This window comes from Ciceribacter sp. L1K23 (assembly GCF_018122705.1).
Classification (GTDB): Bacteria; Pseudomonadota; Alphaproteobacteria; order Rhizobiales; family Rhizobiaceae; genus Allorhizobium.
In genome coordinates, this window is sequence record NZ_JAGRRC010000001.1 from 310,829 (window position 1) to 329,327 (window position 18,499).

Here is an 18,499-nt window from a genome sequence, read left to right on the forward strand (position 1 = left end):
GTCTATCGCGTGAAACTCTGTGCGTTGCCGGCATCGACGTTGATGATGTTGCCGGTCGATTTGGCCGATAGATCGGACGCCAGGAAGTAGATCGCTTCGGCAATGTCTTCCGGGAAGACGTTGAGCTTCAGCATCGAGCGCTTGCGGTAATGCTCCTCGAGATCGTCTACTTCGATCTTCGAGGACGCCGCGCGCTGCTCGCGCCATTCGCCGTTCCAGATCTTCGAGCCGCGAAGAACCGCATCCGGATTGACGGTGTTGACGCGAATGCCGGCATCCGCCCCTTCCAGCGCCAGGCAGCGCGCGAGATGGATCTCGGCCGCCTTGGCCGTGCAGTAGGCGGAGGCGTTCGGCGACGACGCAAGACCGTTCTTCGATGCGACGAAGACGACGTTGCCGCCGAGCTTCTGACGCCGGAACAGACGGAAGGCTTCGCGCGACACCAGGAAATAGCCGGTGGCCAGGATGCTGATATTCTTGTCCCAAATGGCAAGGGTCGTGTCTTCGACCGGAGCCGAGGAGGCGATCCCGGCATTCGATATGAGGATATCGACGCCACCGAACTCCACACAGGCTTCGGCGAAGGAACGAATAACCGCATCCTCGCGCGTCACATCGAGCTGCACGGAGCGGACCACATCCGCACCATGGCGCTTCGAGAAATCGGCGACGGTCTGTTCGAGCGCCGCTGCGTCGATGTCCGCCAGCACCACGCAGGCACCTTCCGCCATCAGCCGATCGGCGGTCGCCCGGCCAATGCCGCCGGCGCCACCGGTGACGAAGGCAACGCGGCCGGCAAGGCTCTTCGGCTTCGGCATGCGCTGCAGCTTGGCCTCCTCGAGCAGCCAGTATTCGATATCGAAGGCTTCCTGCTCCGGCAGGCCCTGATACTCGGAGACTGTCGAGGCGCCGCGCATGACGTTGATCGCATTGACGTAGAATTCACCTGCAATCCGCGCCGTCGCCTTGTCCTTGGCAAAGGACAGCATTCCGACGCCGGGAACCAGGAAGATCACCGGATTCGGATCGCGGATCGCAGGCGAATTGTCGTGCTTGCAGGTCTCGTAATAGCGGGTGTAGTCGGCGCGATAAGCTTCGAGCGCCTTGTCCAGACCCGCAAGAACCGCATCGACATCCGGCTTTGCCGGATCGAAATCGACGATCAACGGGCGGATCTTGGTGCGCAGGAAGTGGTCGGGGCAAGAGGTACCCAGGCTGCCCAGCGGCTGCAGGTTCTTCGAATTGACGAATTCGAGCACGGCCTCCTGATCGTCGAAATGACCGAGCTTGCGCTCGCCCTTGCCGATGCGACCGCGGATCTCGGGCATCAGGCGCGCGGCAATGGCACGGCGCTCCTCTGCCGGCAGGCTCTTTGCGACGGCACCGCCGAAGATCGTCTTTCCCTCTGTCTCCTTCGCAAACCACGCGATCGCCTTGTTGATGATCTCGAGCGTCAGCAGGTAGCAGTCCTTGGCGTCGTTTGCCCAGGTGAATAGCCCATGGCTTTCAAGCACGACGCCCTTGGCGGTCGGATTGGCCTTCACGAAGGCTTCAAGGTCGAGGCCAAGCTGGAAACCGGGACGGCGCCAGGGCAGCCAGCCGATCTCCGAGCCGAAGATCTCTTCAGTCAATTCCTTCGAATTCTTCGAGGCGGCAATCGCGATGATCGCGTCCGGATGCATGTGATCGACATGCGTGAACGGCACGAAACCATGCAGCGGCGTATCGATCGAGGCCGCGCGCGGATTGAGGTTGAAGGTGCAATGCGGCAGGAAGCCGACCATGCGGTCTTCGTCATGCACACCCTTGTAGATGCCCTTCAGCGCGTCGAGCTTCTCCTGATAGAGCGTCGCAAAGCCATCGAGCTTGATCGTTCCGACGTCACCACCGGAACCCTTGACCCAGAGCACCTTGACCTTCTCACCGGTCAGCGGGTCGATCTCCATCACCTTGGCGGAGGTGTTGCCGCCGCCGTAATTCGTGATGCGCTTGTCGGCGCCAAGAAGATTGGAGCGGTAAAGAAGCTTGCCGGGCTCATCCAGCTTGGCCGCGTGGGCATCATCCCAACGGTTTTCCAGAAGGCGGGTTTGGCCCGTCATGACATCCTCCCTGCAATTATTCATGAACCGTCGGCGACGGATCATCTCCTTCTTGTTCGCAGGTATCGCGCAGCCATCCGCCAATTGTCAATCAGTTTCGATCATTTCTTTTCATTGTGCGCTGCAATATTATTATTTTTGATCGTTTGTGATTGACAGCGTAAAAACATTACGAATAAATCAACGATCAGGAGGACCCCATGCACGAGCGCGAACGCCATCGCATCATTCTGAGCGCGATCCAGGAAAAGCCTGTGATCACGGTGCAGGATATTGCCGAGCTGACCGAGGCTTCGGAAGCCACGATCCGCCGTGATATCGCGTCGCTTCACGTGCAGGGAAAGCTCCGGCGCGTCCGCGGCGGGGCAGAGGCCGTCCATCCGCCGCAGCTCGGCAATCTCGCCGCCCGCCCCTTCCGCGTTTCCGAATCCGTCAACATCGATAAGAAACGCGCAATTGCGCGCGCAGCGGTGGATCTCTGCGAAGAAGGCGATTCGATCATCATCAACGGCGGCACGACTACTTTCCAGATGGTGCACTTCATGTCGGCGCGCCGCCTGCAGGTGATGACCAATTCCTTCGCGATCGCCGAGCATCTGGTGAAGCATTCGAAATGCACGGTTTCGGTTCCTGGCGGCGCGATCTATCGCGACCAGAGCCTGATCCTGTCGCCCTTCGACAATGACGCGATCCGCAATTTCTACGCCCGCCGCATCTTCATCGGCGCCCAGGGCATCAACGCCCTCGGCGTAATGGAGTCCGACGCGCTCGTCATTCAGAGCGAACAGAAGCTGGTGCGCCAGGCCGAGGAGCTGATTGTGATGGTCGACTCCAGCAAGTTCGCCAAGCGCTCGAGCCTGATCCTGTGTGCGCTCGACAAGGTGTCGACGATCATCACCGATGACGGAATTTCCGACGAGGCGGCCGCCATGGTCACCGACGCGGGCGTAAGGCTCATGACCGTGAAGCCGATGGCTTCAGCGGCGAGGGAGGATACCTCGTCGGTCGCCTGAGGAGGCACCGGGAGGGAAAGTAAGGCAGTTCATCAACCTGGGAGGAAAACATGAAACTGACGAAAATCTTGCTGGCCGGTGCAGCCATTGCACTCGCAACCATGGGCTCGGCCGCACAGGCCGCCGACATGAAGATCGCACTCGTGGTCAAGTCGCTCGGCATCGGCTTCTTCGAAGCCGCCAACAAGGGCGCGCAGGAAGCAGCCAAGGAACTCGGCGGCGTTGAAGTGATCTACACCGGCCCGACCTCGACCACGGCCGAAGGTCAGATCGAGGTCATCAACTCGTTGATCGCCCAGGGCGTCGATGCCATCGCGATCTCGGCAAACGATCCGGATGCAGTCGTTCCGGCTCTCAAGAAGGCCATGGACCGCGGCATCAAGGTGATCTCCTGGGATTCGGGCGTCGCCCCCGAAGGCCGCATCATGCACCTGAACCCGTCGTCCAACGCCCTGATCGGCAAGATGTGCCTGCAGCTCGCGGCAAATCACCTGCCCGAAGGCAAGGGTGACTTCGCCATCCTGTCTGCCACCACCACCTCGACCAACCAGAACATCTGGATCGAGGAAATGAAGGCGCAGCTCAAGGACTTCCCCGGCCTGAACCTCGTGACCACCGTTTATGGTGACGACCTCGCCGACAAGAGCTACCGCGAAGCCAACGGTCTCCTGTCCTCGCAGCCGAACGTCAAGGTCATCGTTGCCCCGACGACCGTCGGCGTTCTGGCAGCCTCGCAGGCCGTCAAGGATGCCGGCAAGATCGGCGACGTCTATGTCACCGGCCTCGGCCTTCCCTCGGAAATGGCGGGTGCCATCCAGTCGGGTGCCACGAAGGAATTCGCCATCTGGAACCCGATCGACCTCGGCTATTCCGCAACCCAGATCGCCTATCGCATCGTCAAGGGCGAAACCGATGCGGCTCCGGGCTCGGAAATCGAAGCCGGACGCATGGGCAAGATCAAGGTGGGCGACGGTGGCGAAGCCGCCATGGCTGACCCCTTCGTCTACGACGCCTCGAACATCGAGGAATTCTCCAAGATCTTCTGATCTCGGCGGACCAGACCCGGCGGCTCAAGCCGCCGGGATTTCACTCATTCGGTAAGCACATGATGACCGTTCAATCTGCCAAGCTCGCGGCGGGCGCGACCCCGGCTGGCGAGCCCATTCTCGAAATGCGGGGCATTTCCCAGATCTTCCCGGGTGTCAAAGCCCTGGATCAGGTGAATATTGCCCTCTATCCGGGCAAGGTGACCGCGCTGATCGGCGAGAACGGCGCCGGCAAGTCGACGCTCGTCAAGATCCTGACCGGCATCTACCGCCCGAACGAGGGCGAGATCCTGATCGACGGCAAGCCGGCGAGTTTTTCGAATGCGCAAGACGCCATTGATGCAGGCGTCACGGCGATCCACCAGGAAACCGTGCTGTTCGACGAACTCACCGTCGGCGAAAACATCTTCCTCGGCCACGCGCCGCGCACCCGCTTCCGCCTGATCGACTGGCGCACCATCAACGAGCGGTCCCGGCAGCTGATGAAGGCGCTGGAAAGCGACATCGACCCGACCACCAAGCTCAAGGACTTCTCGATCGCCCAGCGCCATCTGGTCGCGATCGCACGCGCGCTGTCCGTCGATGCCCGCATCGTCATCATGGACGAACCGACGGCCGCCTTGTCGCGCAAGGAGATCGACGATCTCTTCCGCATCGTCGAGGGCCTGAAGCGCCAGGGCAAGGCCATCCTCTTTATCAGCCACAAGTTCGATGAACTCTACGAGATCGCGGACAACTACGCCGTCTTCCGCGATGGCCGCATGGTCGGCTCCGGCGTTCTCAAGGACACGCCCCAGGACGAGATTGTCCGGATGATGGTCGGACGCGACGTCCACGACGTGTTCCCGAAAACGGAAGCCGTCATCGGCGCTCCGGTCCTCAGTGTCCTCGGCTACAGCCACGAAACCGAGTTCCGCGACATCAGCTTCACCCTGCGCAAGGGCGAGATCCTCGGCGTCTACGGCCTGATCGGTGCCGGACGCTCGGAACTCTGCCAGTCGATCTTTGGTATCACCCGGCCGAAAGCCGGAACAGTGGAACTCGAAGGGCGCGAGATCACAATCCGCAACACCTCCGATGCGATTTCAGCCGGCATCGTCTACGTGCCAGAGGAACGCGGTCGCCATGGTCTGGCGCTGGAACTGCCGATCTACCAGAACATGTCCCTGCCCTCGCTGATCCGCACCTCGGTCGCGGGTTTTCTCAAGGCAACGAACGAGCTTAAGCTCGCGCGCCGTTTCGCGGAACGGCTTGAGCTGCGTGCAGCAGCCCTCTCCGTGCCCGTCGGCACGCTCTCGGGCGGCAACCAGCAAAAGGTCGTCATCGGCAAGTGGCTCGCCACATCGCCCAAGGTCATCATTCTCGACGAACCGACCAAGGGCATCGACATCGGCTCCAAGGCCGCCGTCCACGCCTTCATCTCGGAACTCGCAAGCGAAGGCTTGTCGATCATCATGGTCTCGTCCGAACTGCCCGAAATCCTCGGCATGTCGGATCGCGTCATGGTCATGCGGGAGGGTCTGCAGGCCGGCATTTTCGAGCGCGAAGGGCTGACCGCCGAGACGCTGGTGCGCGCCGCCACTGGCAATGCGTGAGGAATGACCATGCTGAACCTTTTGAAAAATCGGGAAATGCTGCTGGGCCTGATCATCATCGGCATGATCCTTGGCTTCACCACCCGCGCGCCCAACTTCGCCAACCCGGACAATCTGGTCACGATCTTCAACGACACCTCGATCCTGATCATCCTGGCGCTCGGCCAGATGGTCGTAATCCTGACCAAGTCGATCGACCTCTCGGTTGCCGCCAATCTCGCCTTCACCGGCATGGCCGTCGCCATGCTCGACAGCGCCTATCCGGGCCTGCCGCTGGCACTCCTCGTTCTCCTTGCAATCGGCATTGGCGCCACCCTCGGCGCGATCAACGGTTTCCTCGTCTGGGCCCTGCAGATCCCGCCGATCGTCGTGACACTCGGCACGCTGACCATCTATCGCGGCATGAGCTTCGTTCTTTCGGGCGGCGCTTGGGTGAACGCGCACCAGATGCAGCCGGATTTTCTCGGCGTGCCGCGCCTGCCGGTGCTGGGACTGCCGATCCTCTCCTGGGCCGCGATCGCGGTCATCCTGCTCGTCGGCTTCATTCTCGCCCGCACGGCCTTCGGTCGCTCGACCTATGCCGCCGGCGGCAATCCCGTCGCAGCCGTCTATGCCGGCATTGATGTCGGTCGCGCCCGTTTCCTCGCCTTCGTGCTCTCGGGCGCGCTTGCCGGCCTCTCCGGTTACCTCTGGGTTTCGCGTTATGCGGTCGCCTATGTCGACATCGCCGCCGGCTTCGAGCTCGACAGTGTCGCGGCCTGCGTCATCGGCGGCATCTCGATTGCAGGTGGCATCGGTACCGTGATCGGCACGGTCCTTGGCGCCCTTTTCCTCGGGGTCATCAAGAATGCGCTCCCCGTCATCGGCATTTCGCCCTTCGCCCAGATGGCGATCTCGGGCATCGTCATCGTGCTCGCCGTCGTCTTCAACGCCCGCGCCGAGGCCAAGAAGGGCCGCATCATCCTGCGCGATCGCGCCGCCGGAAAGGAGGTGACCGCATGAGCACTACAACTCAACAGACGAAACGCGTCATTCCCGACCGGCTTGAAACACCCTTCCGTCGACTGCTCGGCAGCTGGGAAGTCCTGCTCTTCTGCGTGGCGGTCGCGATCTTCATCGCCAACTCGCTGGCCTCGCCCTACTTCCTGAACGCCTGGAACCTGTCGGACGCCACCTTCAACTTCACCGAAAAGGCGCTGATCGCCTTTGCCATGGCGCTTCTGATCATTGCCGGAGAGATCGACCTCTCGGTTGCCGCGATCATCGCGCTCGCCTCGACAGCCATGGGCTATGCAGCACAGTTCGGCGTGGGCGCCCCTGGCCTTGTGGCAATCGGGATCACAACCGGCCTTGCCTGCGGCGCCTTCAACGGTCTGCTGGTCGCCGCCCTGAAGCTGCCCTCGATCGTCGTGACGATCGGCACGATGAGCCTTTTCCGCGGCATCTCCTATCTGGTCCTGGGCGACCAAGCCTTCGGCAAATACCCGCCGGAATTCGCCTTCTTCGGCCAGGGCTATGTCTTCTGGGTCATCTCCTTCGAATTCGTCCTCTTCCTGGTGATGGCATTGCTCTTCGCCATCCTCCTGCACCGGACGAATTTTGGCCGCCATGTCTATGTGATCGGCAACAATCCGCTCGCCGCACGCTTCTCCGGCATCCCGGTCGAGCGGGTGAAGTTCATCCTCTTCCTTCTGACCGGCCTGATGAGCGGCATTGCCGCCGTCTGCCTCACCTCCCGGCTCGGCTCGACCCGACCCTCGATCGCGCAAGGCTGGGAGTTGGAAGTTGTCACCATGGTCGTGCTCGGCGGCGTTTCAATCCTCGGCGGTTCGGGCACAATTGTCGGCGTTGTCATCGCCGCCTTCGTCATGGGTCTCGTCACCTTCGGTCTTGGCCTGCTCAACGTGCCGGGTATCGTCATGTCGATCTTCATCGGCCTGCTCTTGATCATCACCATTGCCTTGCCGATCGTCGCCCGCCGGATCAAGCACGCGAGGAACGCGCAATGAGCGAGACAGAACGCCACGTCTTCAAGATGAAGCTCAATCCCGGCATGGAGGCCGAATACAGGAAGCGCCATGACGAGATCTGGCCTGATCTCGTCGACCTCCTGCATGAGGCCGGCATCAGCGACTACACGATCCATCTCGATCCGGAGACGAACCTGCTGATCGGCGTTCTCACGCGGACGAAGACGCACAAGATGGCCGACCTGCCCTCTCACCCGGTGATGAAGCGCTGGTGGGCGCATATGGCCGACATCATGGCGACCAATCCGGACAACTCCCCCTGGGCCGTCGATCTGAAACCCGTCTTCCACATGCCATGAGAAAGTCCCACGAGCGCATTGCCGTCATCGATATCGGCAAGACCAATGCCAAGGTGGTTGTGGTCGATGCGGTGACAGGTCAGGAGATTGCCGTCCACAAAACAGCAAACGCGGTGCTGTCAGGCCCGCCCTATCCGCATTATGATATTGAGGCTCTCTGGCAGTTCATTCTGAAGACGCTGAAGGACTTTGCCGCCAATACCGGTTTCGATGCTCTGTCGATCACCACCCATGGCGCCTCGGCGGCGCTCTTGGACGCTGACGGCAAACTGGCGCTACCGGTCCTCGACTACGAATATCTCTACCCCGACACTGTAACGGTAGTCTATCGAGAGTTAAGGCCGGCTTTCTCCGACACGTTCTCGCCGCTGCTCACCGGCGGACTGAACATCGGGGCGCAGTTGCACTACCAGAAGACCGCCTTTCCCGACGCATTCGCGAAGGTGAAGACGATCCTCACCTACCCGCAATACTGGGCCTACCGTCTGACAGGTGTTGCCGCGAACGAACGGACGTCTCTCGGCTGCCATACCGACCTCTGGCTGCCGTACTCAAACCAGTTCTCGCCTCTCGTAGAGAAACTTGATCTCGCCGAAAGAATGGCACCGGTTCGGTCGGCCTTTGACGTTCTCGGCGACATTCGCCCGAACCTTGCGCGTGAGATCGGAGTTACGAGGCCGGTACCTGTCTATTGCGGAATTCACGATTCCAACGCCTCTTTACTGCCGTATCTTGTGGATCGCACCCTGCCCTGCACAGTCGTGTCTACAGGCACCTGGGTTGTGTGCTTCGCGCCGGGTGCACGACCGGACAGCCTGGATTCCACAAGGGACACGCTTGTCAACGTCGACGCTTTCGGAAACCCGGTGCCTTCGTCCCGCTACATGGGCGGGCGAGAATGGGAGATGATAACCCACGAGCTGCCATTGAGCCCGTTGGAAGACGAATGGCAGATGCTCGCAACTGTCATCGATCGAGGAAGCATGCTTCTGCCGAGCATCGTCAAGGGCTGCGGTCCCTTCCCGGCGATGGAGGGGCGATGGATCCTCAAGCCAGATGACGCTGCGGAAATCCGCATTGCAGCGAGTCTCTATCAGGCACTGATGACCACGACCTGTCTCGACATCATCCGTTCTCAAGGCCCGATTATCGTTGAAGGACCATTTGCAGCCAACGCGATTTTCCTTGCGGCGTTACACAGCCTAACGGGAAGACCCGTTAGCGTGTCGGGGTCGCAGACCGGCACCTCAGTAGGCGCTTCGGTTCTTGCGGGAAGCCGCCCGAGACACTCTGTCCATCTGGTTGAGGAGACGATCCCTGGCCTTACTGAATATGCCGCAACTTGGCGACGTCTCGCTTCGGTTTAATCCGCGAGGTCGACCACCCTGGAGAGGTCTCCAGCTGACAATAGAAAAAGCGTAAGCCTATTTTAGTCGTCACTGCTTGAAGTAGTTATCCCGACGCCTTGTCAGGAAGTGGGATTTAGCGTCTCGAACAACCGGCTGGGTATGATCCCCCTTCCTTTTCTTGAGTGCTGCCGGGATCAATTGGACGACGTCGCACGAAATTCCAGCCACTAAAGATTCGGTTTCACCGTCACAAAATAAGCTCATGAAAGGGCATGCCGCTCAGCATCATATTCATCGATCGTGCCCCTTCATCAGATTTGCAAACGTGGTTTGATGAAGTAATGGGGAGAATACGGGTGTGATGTGAGATCATCGTTTGCGCTGACTGCGGCTTAGCTCGGTGTGAGCGTTGAGGTGATCAGCTCTATGTTTGACCAGGTTTACTGGTCGACGGTGTCGGCAGGAACTGTGTTGTGGAGATGTCGCTTGATACGGAACGGCGGCTGATCTGCGCGGTATTTGCTTGCGATCGCCTCGAACACGGTCTTGCTCTCTTTCCGATCAAAGCCCTGGCGAACAAGCTGCGCTACGACCTCGTCACGCAATTTGGCCAGGAATGCCTCGCGATTTGCTCGTCCCTCCGCTGTGACGATCATCTGCCACAGTAGTGTCCGGGCAATGTCGTCGCGTGTCGGCCTTCTGCACTCGCGTGCCATATCCCTGTTCTTTTGCTGGCGAATGCGCTGCTCGGCATTTCTCTGCTTCTTCGATTTGCGGACCATGTGTTTGCCTCCTGTTGCGGAAGCCCATGGTCGCCACCGGCGATGCAACCGACAAACGCCGTTTGCACGACGACAGGTTCCTGATACGCGAACGGTGTTCCTGCAAACGTCGTTTGCCGATGAATCGCCGTTTTGCGGTCATGCAACGCAAATCCGGTACGTGGAATCGCGTGAGGGTAAATTGAGCTGATGTGCCTTAAATCGCCCGCAACCTGTACCGATCCGTCGCCACAGTGTCTCGATGCCTGCGCAGGTGCGGATACGGCTTATTGCCGTGCGCGCGCGTTTATCCAGACTGCCGGCAAGGCATTGGCTCAGCGCTGACGGATATTGGCGATCATCTCCCCCAGCTCGTCACCCGAGAGGATGCCGACCGACCGGAGCTTTTCGGCGATGTCGCTATGAACGTCGCGGTGATCCTCGATCAGCTGGCGTGCGATCGCCTCGGCAGCCTCCAGCCGGTCGTTCACACGTCCGGCAAGCTGCTGGTCGAGGCCAAGCATGTTTGCCGCCATGCCGGACGGCCGGTACAGCAAGGGACGATGGCGGGAGAAGCCGAGCGCCGTTTCTGCCGCAAGGGCCATGCCCGTTGCGCGTGCCAGATCGCTCTCTGCCGCACCGCCGGCCCCTGCAAGGGCGTCTCCGAGGACCACGAGTTCGGCTGCCCGGCCCGCAAGCAACGCCGCCATCGAGTTCATTAACCAGGTTTCGGTTTCGGGCAGACGATCGTTCGCCACGGTTGCAACGACGCCGACACCATGGAGCCCGACGCTTGCCATTTTGATCTCGGCAATGCCGGTCAGCGCATAGACCAGAGCATGACCCGCCTCATGGACACTTGCCCGCCAACGAAGGTCGTCCGACATTCTCGTGTGACCGGATCGCAGTACCGCCTCCAGATCGGCCCAAACCATGGTGCGCCGTTCGCGCCGCAGCGTGCGGCGGACATCGCGAACAAGGCGCTCGATGTCCGCACCGGTCCGCCCAAGCGCCAGCAGTGCAAGGGGCCGAAGGCTTTCTGAAGCAAGAGAAGAGGATTGGTCAGTCATGACGAGGTCCTTGGTCGGTATCCGGTGTGACGGGTGGCTTGCGGCGAAGGGGCCTGCCGTTTCGGGCAGGTGGCGGGCGAAGTCGCGACTTGCCGGCCGCAGCAGGCGCCGAAGCAAGCACGGCCTCAAGATCGGCTCCGAGGTGATGGGCGAAGATGCCGATCAGGGTCTCGAGATCGGGCAAAGGGATGCGCACATGGGTTTCAAGCCGCCCCGAGCGAAGAAGGGCGGGATCGATCCTGTCCGCCAGGTTTGTCGCTCCGACCACGATAACCCCTTGCGATTTCGCGGTCCCGTCCAGGAGCTCGAGCAGGCGATTGATCATCGACGTCCAGTAGTCGTCGTAGCTTCGGGTGCCTTCCGTCTGCCGTCCGCCGATATTGTCGATCTCGTCGATGAACAGGATTGCCGGCGCGTTCTTCTCGGCGACGGTAAAGACCGCCGACATCCGCTTCAGCACATCGCCAAGATAGCCGGGCTCCAGCCAGTGCGCGACCGAGGTGACCAACAGCGGAACGTGCAAGGTGTTGCAAAGCGCACGGGCAAACGTCGTCTTGCCGGTCCCGGGGGGGCCCGACAACAGGAGCCGCGTGCTCATCTGGTCCCAGCCGAGGTCGCCGGTTCTCCAAAGAGAGAGGTCGGCCTTGAGGTCGAGAGCCCATTCACGGGCAGCGCCGTAGCCGCACAGTGTCTCGACACGCAAAATGCGATCGGTCGATCGAGCAGTTTGTGTAGCGGCTTTCATATCCTGACCACCGGCCTCCGGGACAGGCTGGATGAGCTCGAGATCGCCAGTCTCGGGAGGCGCCTTTGCCTTTTCGCCACCACCCGTCGACCCGCTTTTCCGGTGGCTGTTGTCCCGGCTCACCGCTTGCTCGTCCTCGTTTCCCTCATTCAGGGCCGATTGCTCCGCAAGCATCGCCAGAACCGACAGTGTATCGCGTGCGCTTCGTCCCGGACGAACCGCAAGCGCGATGTCGTCGAGCGACAACCCTTCCGGATCGAAGGCCATATCGTCCATCAGGCGAAGGCTGTCCTTCGGCGCGACGCCGACGCAAAGATGCAAGAGCTCGGCAATCATGGCGCAGTCGAGCCCTGCGCATTCGAAGACATGATCCGCGGTATCCGTGACGACCGGCGTGAGTGCCGGGACGGTCTCATCGATCAGAAGGACGGGAGCCGGCTCGTTCGTCAGGGCATAACGCAGTTTGCGGCGCAGTAACTTTTCGTTTTCGGGGGTGACGGCGCGCCCCGACAAGGTCTTGAGCCTGCGCTCGCCAGGGACAGTGTGTTGCCGATAGCGGCCGGACAGCGGATTGCCGTAGAGGACGTCTTCCAGGGCTGCCCGGAACGGCACGATCAAGCCGTCTTCCAACATCATGGCAAGACAGATCTCGAAGCGCTCGACCGGCGCTTTCAGCAGCACGAATGGCGCCGGCATGGCCAATGCCGCCCTCCACGCAGCTGATGTGGAAGCACTGGCCGCGACGGCACGGGAAACGAGAAGGCAAACAGCCACATGAACCGGGTTTGGTGGAGGAAGCTCGTCACGCAAAAGCCCGGCGATGTAGGCAAACCCGATATCCGGCGTGGGATTTGCCCCTCCGGCCGTATCCGGATCACGAGCGTTTTTGCCTCTCGCCCTTTGCCGCGCGGCCGGGACCGGTTCCGTCGGGAGATCAAAGTCAAAACGGTCCTTGGCATCGACGTCCCTGAAGCGTTCCGATCCATCATGGCCTGCCCTGGTGACGAGCGACGCCCGACCCTTGCGCATGATACGCTCGACGATGGCGCGATCGAGCACCGGCACACCGGTGAGCTCGTGGCGGGCCCGTTCCCCGACGCGCCAGACCCGCCCGTGCTGCTCGTCGCCGCCCGTCATTTGTCCCATAACGTGCCCCGCCAATTGCGCATTCAGCAATCCGGCGCCCGCCGCGCGTTCGTAGGCCGTCATCACGGCGTGGCGACGAAGGCGCTTCATGAGATAGCGTGTGATCCGATCGTTCAACGCCTCCATCACAGATCCTCCGGGGGCTGCTCGTTGTCGTAGTGCTTGTTTCCATTGAGCCAGTCCAGGATCATCCTGCATGTCGGATCTCCGGCCTCGCACAGGTCGAGGAGCCATGTCCGAAGTTGCGGCGGAAGGCTCTCGAGACGAACCCCCTTGCGGCGCGCATGGGCAATCGATGCCCGCATGACCGTCGCGGCATGGATCGCATGGTCGTCACATGCCGCAGCGCTCGGGACACCTGTTGCCTCGTCAGGATCGGCGAAGTGCCGATTGCCGACGGGGTCAGGAGACGGTCGGTCCGGCTCCGGCATGCGCCCGCCAAGCGGGAAGAACAGAATGTTGGAATTCGGTTGCGTCGTCATCGCAGACGTCTCCTTATCGCCGGACCGGGACCGGTCAGCGTCAAACGGATTGGAACGGAAGAGGGAGCAGGTCCAGATCAGGCAGAGGCTGTCCGTGGAGGACGCGCAAACCCGATCGGAACAGGAGATTGCACGCCCTTGTCCGCAGCCGGTCGCGGGCAGACTGTGTCGGTACGATTGATCGATGTGGCCTTCGCGATCCCGCCCCGATCATCCGCCGATTGCGGCTCGGCCCGCCAGCGCGCGACCGCCGACGACCAGTTCGACTCGACCTCGCGTTCGAAGAGCCCACGGATTTCCGCCATCACCTTCGCCGCACCCGCCACCTCCAGAAGATGGTCGAGATGCGAAAGCGGCCAGACGCCACCCTCGATGTCGGCCCGCTGGTTCTCGGCATTCAAAATGACCACCCGGACCTCTCCGACACGCAGGCGACGATGCTCCTTGTAAAGCAGGTCGGGAACGACGAGCGCGGCCGCCAGCATCCTGTTCTTGAGATCGGCGATGCGCGACAGCTCATAGGAGCCAAGGCTACGCTTGACGTCGACGAGGTGCGCGACCTCGGTCTTCCGGTTGAGGATCAGCAGGTCGGGCGTATATGTTTTTCGCCCGCCGCTGTCGACGTCGAGGCTGAGTGACCGGTAAAGCCCGGGATCGTTCATCTCGACGAGCTCGCTTGCAGCCTTCGTAACGGGCAGGCGAAGGTTCTGGGTCAGGACGACCAGATCCGGATTGCATCCGGCGATGAGCGCGATGCCGCGCTCCAGAAGCTTGCCTTCGGCGGCCGGCACGGCACGCAGAACGGTGCTCAGCTGCGCCATCCCGCCGTCGAGAGCCCGCCCGAAGATGTCTCGCGAGAGCGCTCCCGAGACGATGTCGCCGACAAGCCATTCGAGGGCCGGCAGAAGGACCGCAAGCTCAGCGGTATGGGTGTAGGCGGGCACGCTCACGCCGCCATCGGTCGTGATGGTCATGTTATTGCTCCTGTCGAAAGGCCAGCCGTCAGCGCAATCGCCGCGGGACCAGGGGTCCGGGCAGTTGCCAGGCGATGTGGATGACGGGCTGGATCGTGATGAGGACCGGCCGGTCAATCGCCCGGAGGCGATGCCGCAAGCCAAGGCGAGGTTTCGGCGGGAGGATGACGAGAAGATGCTTCCACGCGGGAAGCGAAGCGGTTAAGGCTCGACATAGCCCAAGTCCTTCAATATCAAGGTTGCGGGTCAGGCCTCCTTCGGTGTTACCAGCACCGATGGAGGCCGCTAAGTGGCTGCAGATGCTTCTCTTTCCGCAGTCACTTGTCGACATAGCCCGGACAAATCAGTCCGGCAAGCGATAAGAACACATCCGGAACAAAGAGAGCTCCGGTATGGTTAACGGCGATTAACCCCGCCGCAAGCAAGCTGGCGATGCCCGCAATGCATTCGGTCAGCACTTCACCGTGACCCGCCGGCGCGTCGCACGCTTGACCGGCGCCTTTGTCGGCCGCTCTCCAGAACCAAAGAGGCCGCCAAAGGCACGATTGAGCATCGTCACAAGCTGTTCCTCGGCGATCCTCCGGCGCTCCAGCTCTTCCGCCGAAGGGGCCGTATCGACGTCGGCCTTGCGCCGGGCAGTCACACCGGTTACGCGCCGCGTCTGCGATGCCGTCAGCACCTGTCCCGCTTCGAGCCCGGCGACGACCTGCTCGATCAGCGGCTCTTCGGCATAGGCGACAATGAAGAGAACGGCAGGGTTCACCCTCACCCCTTCGAGCCTATCCCGGTAAGCAGCAAGCCGCTGGTAAACCGCCACATAGCTGAGAGCGGTCGACGTGCTGAAGCCGCAGGCCGATCTCACCCAGGGGCCGAAGGAGGCAGCCGGTAGGATGGCTTTTGCCTCGACGAGGCAGCCGCCAAGCTTGAACACGTCCGCGGCCGTGAGCCGCCCGAGAGCCCGGATCCGCGCACGGAGCGTCAGGAGTTCCCGTTCCCGCGCCTTCCCCTGAGCCTCTACCGCACCGGTTGTATCAATGCCCTGCTGAAGTATATGGTTTGTCATCAGTGTTCGTCTCCCTGTTGATGACGGTCATTCAGGCGACCGTGAGACAATGATGACACGGATCTTGCGCAGACCGTTACAACCCGGATTTCTAAATACCTGTATTTTAACGGTAAAGCGCCAAAATCAGCTGATATTCAGCCCGACCCGTTCCAAATTCCGCAAGAGATTCAACAGGGCAAAATTTTTTGTTCCGCATTTTAATCAAGCAAATGCGAATGCAATCCAGGATACACATTGACTGGCGCGATGGATCGGCCATCAGCAGTCCGCAGTGCAGGACAACACATGACCCAAGGCATCCTCGGGATGTTTGGCCAGAGAGCCCGATCGCGCGGATTCTTCCCGCTTGGCTGTTGACCGCCCCGGATTTTCGACGTCCAATTTTAAAAAGAGCGCCAGCCAATCCTGGCTCATGGAGATCGTTTCATGCCGCAACAGAACTCTGCCGTACCATCGCCAATGTCACGTCCTGTTCCAGCCGTCCAGCGCGCCGGTCTCTTAGGGTCGGGCAATCCCCGCGGCTCTCCCGACCGGCCGCCAGAACGAAAGGAACAGCACATGTCCAACAGGCTCTTCATCGAGCGCACCAGGTTCACCTCACTCGACAGCCACGGCAACACTGTCGACGAGAGCTGGGGCTTTCGCGCATATGACGACTTCGCAACGACCTACAACAATGGCTGCGCCTCGCTTGATGAACTGATCGCGCAATCTCCCGAGGACCTGATCAGATCACTCGCCCTCGACCCGATCGCAGGCAGGCCGTTCGTCCGCTTCGCCTGCGAGGCAAACCAGCCGATCTTCATTGACGATCAGCCGGTGGAGGTTCCACAAGACGTGGCCGACATGGTGTTCGAAGACTGAGAGATGGTGGGGCCGACTGACCACAACGTCGGTCGGCCCCATCGGCCCTGCTACGGGGCAGCACGGCACGTTCAGGAGGCCGATGACATTGGAGACAACGGCGGCCCCAACAAAGGCGGGGGCCGTCATCTGGCGGCCCCCCTATATGCGCTTTGAAGAAGGATCTGGCGAACGATACCGAAGAAGAGCTGGGGTACGTCCAGGTCATATCGGTTTGCCGCCCGCCTGCCAGAGGCTGGCCTCTCGTCCCGCCCCGTTACCGGATCGAAAGCTTACCCTGCCTTAGTCGAGACGATGGCCCGACCTTTTGAACCTGTGTTGACTTGCCACAAGATGCCATCGATCCATTCACCCTCGTAGAGCGCGTCATTCGCCGCCTCGATCATTCCGCGGCCAGCAGCGCGGAGCGGTATGATCACGTCCTGCCTCGCACTCTCCTCGATGCGGTGCGACACAGTATGGAAGCCGCCCTGTCGTTCCCAATCGAACGTGCCTTCGGCAATCAACGTTCCTCTCGGGCCATCCTGGCAGAAGATCGTGACGACAAAGGGCGCGAAGTATCCATCGTCTGCCCCATCAAAATCCACCCAGCGCCCCGTCAGCAGGATCGGATCGGACGTGAGGTGCGAGACCTCCGTCAGGATTGCCTCCCGTCTTTCCTCAACGAAGTCATAGATGGGATGTCCGTCATCGGCGGGTTCGCCGCAGATCCATAAGAACACTTCTCCCCAATAGAGGAAGATGGCCGCGTCCCACCCCGAAGGCAGAAGTCGTCCATGGACGACATCGTCGTCGGTCGCCAGGGCTACGTCGAACAGTTTGTCGCGCAGCAGGACCGCATACGCGGACACCATGCGGTAAAGCGACGAGAACCGCCGCTCCAAGTCATCTTTTCCATTTTGTTCTGATGCGTTGTCAACACTCGGCTCGCCCACGTTTATTCCTTTTTCCATTCGATCAGTACTTTACATACTGCAGTTGAGATTTTGGTCCGTTCAGGCCTCATGCCGCCAATGGTTCGGCAGGTCAAAGTCGTCGTCAAGCCAAAAGCCATTGTCAACATTGAGATTTTTTGAAGAGCCCTCGCAAACGCCCGCAACGCAAGGCATTCACGCCATGGAGACGGGACCGGTAGAGCGCAAAAACAACGCCGGTCTCTTCCTAATATAAAAAAAGTTCATTTTTGGTCTTGCCATCCGAATTTTTCGAGATGACCATTATCTCACAACAACAGACATGGAGACGACAAGTGTTGACAATGAAGACCGCAGGTTTCGAGGCAGACTTCGACATCGCTCAGATCAGCTGTCGCGAGCAGACGATCGAGTACAGCAGCAAGCTGCTCCTGCCCGGCCAGGATGCAGCGATCGTCATCACGCCGCAGCTCACACGCGCAGTTCTGGACAATGCGCCCTGCCCGGTTGATCACGCATTCTCGGCATGCGTTGCGCGTCGTAAGAACGCCCTTCAAAAGGCAACGGCGAAAGAGTTCAGACAGGGCGCAAAACAGGTTTCAATCCTCGGCCGCTGGCACGAGAACGGCCCAGATGACATGGACTTCGAACCCTACATCACCCGCAAAACCGGTCCCCTCGGCACGACTTCAGACGTCAAGTACGACTACGAGATCTTCCCGTTCGATGGCCTGCGCTCCGGCGAAGGCTCCTTCATCCTCTTGAACAAGGGCGATGATGGCGCCGCCGCCAGGCGCTTTCTGACGATTTCTGCTGACAGGCTGACGCATCGCCGGGAGCTCAGCAAACGTGTCGCAATCAGCCTTGGCCTGCCGACCGGCGTCGTCTGGTATCCACCGAGCACGTCCGGCTTTCCGATCCTGGTCGCAGAGTGGTCGCACGTGGATGATCAGCCCGCTTCGCCCCACGATGCGACGGAGCCGGCCTGAGGCCTCGCCCCACTCTCATTCCGGCCTCAGGGCCGGCCCTCACATCTCTTTTGAACC

General features: G+C 60.9%; 17 protein-coding genes. 9 read left to right on the top strand and 8 right to left on the bottom strand.

Going from position 1 to position 18,499, the window contains the following annotated elements:
* Positions 1-2: 2 nt before the first annotated feature.
* Positions 3-2,099, bottom strand: a complete 2,097-nt coding sequence (locus tag J5J10_RS01435; protein ID WP_211928514.1) for a bifunctional rhamnulose-1-phosphate aldolase/short-chain dehydrogenase — start codon at positions 2,097-2,099, stop codon at positions 3-5.
* Positions 2,100-2,299: 200 nt separating this feature from the next.
* Between J5J10_RS01435 and J5J10_RS01440 the strand changes: the two genes are divergently transcribed.
* The 7 genes from J5J10_RS01440 to J5J10_RS01470 are packed head-to-tail and all read left to right on the top strand — an operon-like array spanning position 2,300 to position 9,449.
* The gene (locus J5J10_RS01440) at positions 2,300-3,112 is read left to right on the top strand and encodes a DeoR/GlpR family DNA-binding transcription regulator (RefSeq protein WP_211928515.1); all 813 of its coding nucleotides are present in this window, start codon (positions 2,300-2,302) and stop codon (positions 3,110-3,112) included.
* A gap of 50 nt (positions 3,113-3,162) precedes the next feature.
* Positions 3,163-4,158 (top strand): rhamnose ABC transporter substrate-binding protein, encoded by a 996-nt coding sequence (gene rhaS, locus J5J10_RS01445; RefSeq protein ID WP_211928516.1) that lies wholly within the window; start codon positions 3,163-3,165, stop codon positions 4,156-4,158.
* 59 nt (positions 4,159-4,217) lie between these two features.
* A complete protein-coding gene (locus tag J5J10_RS01450; protein ID WP_211928517.1) occupies positions 4,218-5,753 on the top strand; it encodes a sugar ABC transporter ATP-binding protein in 1,536 nt (511 codons plus the stop codon).
* A gap of 9 nt (positions 5,754-5,762) precedes the next feature.
* The gene (locus J5J10_RS01455; RefSeq protein ID WP_211928518.1) at positions 5,763-6,755 is read left to right on the top strand and encodes an ABC transporter permease; all 993 of its coding nucleotides are present in this window, start codon (positions 5,763-5,765) and stop codon (positions 6,753-6,755) included.
* Positions 6,752-7,762 (top strand): ABC transporter permease, encoded by a 1,011-nt coding sequence (locus J5J10_RS01460; RefSeq protein ID WP_211928519.1) that lies wholly within the window; start codon positions 6,752-6,754, stop codon positions 7,760-7,762. The genes J5J10_RS01455 and J5J10_RS01460 overlap by 4 nt, the downstream gene beginning before the upstream one ends.
* Complete coding sequence (gene rhaM, locus J5J10_RS01465; RefSeq protein WP_211928520.1) at positions 7,759-8,082, top strand: L-rhamnose mutarotase; 324 nt, start codon at positions 7,759-7,761, stop codon at positions 8,080-8,082. Before J5J10_RS01460 ends, rhaM begins: the two co-directional genes overlap by 4 nt.
* Positions 8,079-9,449 carry an FGGY-family carbohydrate kinase gene (locus tag J5J10_RS01470; RefSeq protein WP_211928521.1) on the top strand — a complete coding sequence of 457 codons (1,371 nt, stop codon included), beginning with the start codon at positions 8,079-8,081 and terminating at the stop codon, positions 9,447-9,449. Before rhaM ends, J5J10_RS01470 begins: the two co-directional genes overlap by 4 nt.
* Before the next feature lie 422 nt (positions 9,450-9,871).
* On the opposite strand, the gene J5J10_RS01475 is transcribed toward J5J10_RS01470, so the two are convergent.
* The 6 genes from J5J10_RS01475 to J5J10_RS01500 all read right to left on the bottom strand — a co-directional run bounded on the left by J5J10_RS01475 (position 9,872) and on the right by J5J10_RS01500 (position 15,672).
* The gene (locus tag J5J10_RS01475; RefSeq protein ID WP_211928522.1) at positions 9,872-10,213 is read right to left on the bottom strand and encodes a hypothetical protein; all 342 of its coding nucleotides are present in this window, start codon (positions 10,211-10,213) and stop codon (positions 9,872-9,874) included.
* 314 nt (positions 10,214-10,527) lie between these two features.
* Entirely contained in the window at positions 10,528-11,262 is a 735-nt protein-coding gene (locus J5J10_RS01480) for an ATP-dependent Zn protease (protein ID WP_211928523.1), read from the bottom strand.
* Positions 11,255-13,279 carry an ATP-binding protein gene (locus tag J5J10_RS01485; protein ID WP_211928524.1) on the bottom strand — a complete coding sequence of 675 codons (2,025 nt, stop codon included), beginning with the start codon at positions 13,277-13,279 and terminating at the stop codon, positions 11,255-11,257. Before J5J10_RS01485 ends, J5J10_RS01480 begins: the two co-directional genes overlap by 8 nt.
* Complete coding sequence (locus J5J10_RS01490) at positions 13,279-13,635, bottom strand: hypothetical protein (protein WP_211928525.1); 357 nt, start codon at positions 13,633-13,635, stop codon at positions 13,279-13,281. Before J5J10_RS01490 ends, J5J10_RS01485 begins: the two co-directional genes overlap by 1 nt.
* Before the next feature lie 77 nt (positions 13,636-13,712).
* Positions 13,713-14,609, bottom strand: coding sequence for a hypothetical protein (locus J5J10_RS01495; protein WP_211928526.1), 897 nt, complete (start codon positions 14,607-14,609; stop codon positions 13,713-13,715).
* Positions 14,610-15,060: 451 nt separating this feature from the next.
* Complete coding sequence (locus tag J5J10_RS01500; protein WP_211928527.1) at positions 15,061-15,672, bottom strand: hypothetical protein; 612 nt, start codon at positions 15,670-15,672, stop codon at positions 15,061-15,063.
* A gap of 561 nt (positions 15,673-16,233) precedes the next feature.
* Here J5J10_RS01500 and J5J10_RS01505 point away from each other — a divergent pair.
* Complete coding sequence (locus tag J5J10_RS01505) at positions 16,234-16,539, top strand: hypothetical protein (protein ID WP_211928528.1); 306 nt, start codon at positions 16,234-16,236, stop codon at positions 16,537-16,539.
* Between the two features lie 272 nt (positions 16,540-16,811).
* Here J5J10_RS01505 and J5J10_RS01510 read toward each other — a convergent pair whose 3' ends face one another.
* Positions 16,812-17,492 carry a hypothetical protein gene (locus tag J5J10_RS01510; RefSeq protein WP_211928529.1) on the bottom strand — a complete coding sequence of 227 codons (681 nt, stop codon included), beginning with the start codon at positions 17,490-17,492 and terminating at the stop codon, positions 16,812-16,814.
* 296 nt (positions 17,493-17,788) lie between these two features.
* On the opposite strand from J5J10_RS01510, the gene J5J10_RS01515 reads away from it, so the two are divergent.
* Positions 17,789-18,442: a hypothetical protein gene (locus J5J10_RS01515; RefSeq protein ID WP_211928530.1), complete on the top strand. Its 654-nt coding sequence runs from the start codon at positions 17,789-17,791 to the stop codon at positions 18,440-18,442.
* The last annotated feature ends 57 nt before the right edge of the window (positions 18,443-18,499 follow it).